The sequence below is a fragment of the Photobacterium sp. OFAV2-7 genome (genome assembly GCF_022347985.1).
Lineage (GTDB): Bacteria > Pseudomonadota > Gammaproteobacteria > Enterobacterales > Vibrionaceae > Photobacterium.
Genome location: NZ_JAKRFQ010000758.1, coordinates 1 through 2,597 on the forward strand (window position 1 = coordinate 1; position 2,597 = coordinate 2,597).

3 protein-coding genes are annotated in these 2,597 nt (G+C 48.9%); all 3 read left to right on the plus strand.

What is annotated here, in order from left to right; all coding sequences use genetic code 11:
• On the plus strand, window positions 1-936 hold a 936-nt coding region (locus MHN01_RS24125; RefSeq protein ID WP_239413916.1), incomplete at its 5' end, for an APC family permease.
• Window positions 937-992: 56 nt separating this feature from the next.
• The gene (locus MHN01_RS24130; RefSeq protein ID WP_239413917.1) at window positions 993-2,156 is read left to right on the plus strand and encodes a M20 family metallopeptidase; all 1,164 of its coding nucleotides are present in this window, start codon (window positions 993-995) and stop codon (window positions 2,154-2,156) included.
• An 11-nt stretch (window positions 2,157-2,167) separates the two neighbouring features.
• Window positions 2,168-2,597: phytochelatin synthase family protein (locus tag MHN01_RS24135; protein ID WP_239413918.1), on the plus strand; the 430-nt coding region annotated here is incomplete at its 3' end.

The following is a 2,597-nucleotide window of genomic DNA, read 5'->3' on the forward strand; positions in this document are numbered from 1 at the left end:
ATATTAAACCTTGCTGGTGTCGGCGCGGCGAAATTAGTTAATAATATCTCCACATTAGCGAAAATGGTGCCTTTAGTATTATTAATTGTTGGTGGTGTATGGTTTATTAACCCAGAATTCATCATGCCGACTATCTCCTCTGCACCAGCAGAAACGGCAGAGCATTCACTTTCATTTGAGACTCTAGGTTCAGCTTTGATCCTTTGTTTCTACGCTTTTACCGGATTTGAAACATTCGGCACTGCCGCAGAAGATATGGATAATCCCAAGCGCAACCTTCCTCTTGCCATTATTATCGTGATCCTTGCCGTAACAGTATTCTATGCTGCAGTTATGGCTGTTTCAGTCGGTATCCTAGGCCCTGATATCGCCAACTCTTCTGTACCATTAGCTGATGCCGCAAAAGTGGCGTTCGGTGATGCGGGTTTCTATATGATCACCATCGGCTCAATCATTTCGATTGCCGGTATTAATGTTGCCGCTTCATTCCATATTCCACGTGCGTTACTACCACTAGCTGACGACAAAATGATCCCAGCCGTGTTTGGCCGTAAGAACGACAAGGGTATTCCTACCGTGGCGATTATTGCCTCAGGCTTGGTAACTATCCCTATTGCCCTTTCTGGCTCATTCACGACTCTGGCAATGCTGAGTGTTGTTACCCGATTTGCACAGTACATCCCTACCTGTATTGCTGTTCTTAAGTTCCGCAAACGCTTTAAAGATGACGAAAGCACCAAGAAAAACTTCCGAGTACCATTCGGCCCGATTGTCCCTGTTGCTGGCGTATGTATCTGTCTCTGGCTGCTAGCCGACCAGAGCATGACCAAGATCCTTGTTGGTTTGGGTGCCATGGTACTGATTTCACCGCTTTACTTTATCGCTCGTAAACGTGCCGCAGAGCAACACGTAGAACCTGCAACTAGCAAAGCGTAACCCACTCGTAAACTTGGCCAGAGCCCTGGGCTCTGGCTACTATCCGGACATTATAGATGATGAACACAATTGAAATTGTTAATGCATGGCATCAGGAAATTACCACATGGCGTCATACGCTGCACAGCATGCCGGAGGTAGGGTTTGAACTTCACAACACATCTCAATATGTCGCGAACAAACTTGAATCCTGGGGCATAAGAATCGATCGCAGCTTCGGCCAAACCGGCATTGTTGGCATCATTGACGGCACGTTGGGCGAAGGAAGAACCATCGCCTACCGTGCAGATATGGATGCCCTGCCGATGCAGGATCAAACAGGCCAGCTATATGCCTCCCAGAATCCGGGAATGGCCCACGCCTGCGGTCATGATGGCCATATGGCCATGCTGCTGGCCACTGCCCGTTACTTCTCTGAAAATCGGGATTTCCGAGGCCGCATCATCTTCTTATTCCAACCAGCCGAAGAGATAGGCGCTGGTGCCAAAGCCATGATGGAAGACGGCCTGTTCGAGCAATACCCTTTCGATGAGGTGTATGGCTTCCATAACATGCCAAGATTGCCAGAAAATACTATCTCGCTCCGCTACGGTCCAATTACTGGCGCTGGTGAAAAGTTCCGCCTGATTGTAAGAGGCTGCAGCGGTCACTCCAGTGTTCCGCATAAATGCATCAATCCAATCACTATCTCTGCCAAGATCATCACGGCATGGCAGTCCATTGTGTCGGAGTGCGTACCGTGCTCTGAAATGGGCGTGCTTGCCGTGACGAAAATCATGAGTGGTGAGGTGTTCAACTCTATACCTGAATCAGCCGAAGCCGGCGGTACAATTCGCTTCTACGAGCGTGAAGTCGGCAAGACACTGCGCCGCAAGATGCAACTACTCGCCAGCTCAATTGCTGAAGCCTACGATGCGGAAGCAGAGGTACTGTTCGAAGTACTATGTCCGGCGACAGTGAATACCCCTGAACAAGTTGATTGCGTCATTGACGTTGCCAAACAAACCGTCGGGGCAGAAAACCTCAATACCAATGTCGAGCCCAGTCCGGGGGGCGAAGACATGGCATTTTTCAAGAAAGACGACAGTATTGGTGCCTGCTTTTTTATGATTGGCTCAAAGGGCACCAACCTCCATACCTGCGATTTCGATTTTGATGACAGCATTATTCCTCTAGGAGTCACCATGCTGTGCCGAATCGCAAAACAACGCTTAGTGTAAAAAGGTTAATTATGAAAACAATGCTAAAAACATCCCTACTTTCCCTTGCTATTGCAGTTGTACCAACATCAGCAGCCTTCGCCGATGTCATTGACTGGTCAAGCGACGAGGGGATCACTCGCCTTGAACAATCTCACTTCAAGAAAGACTTCTTCAAGCTAGCGAACTTTTACGATGCGCAGGATAACAAAGTCTACTGCGGTGTTGCCTCCACCAGCATCATAATGAACGCACTCCGCGTACGCCAGAACGTAACTGAAATCCCGCTGGATGAATCAACGATTGCGCCAGAAGACCGGGCTTACTTCCCTCAAGGAGACTGGAGCCCGTTCTACGAACGATATACTCAAAATACAGTTCTGGGTCATAGCGCGAAGACTCGACTGCAGATCATGGGACAGCCTGTCTCTGAAGGTGCCGGTCCAGATTACGGCACAGCAT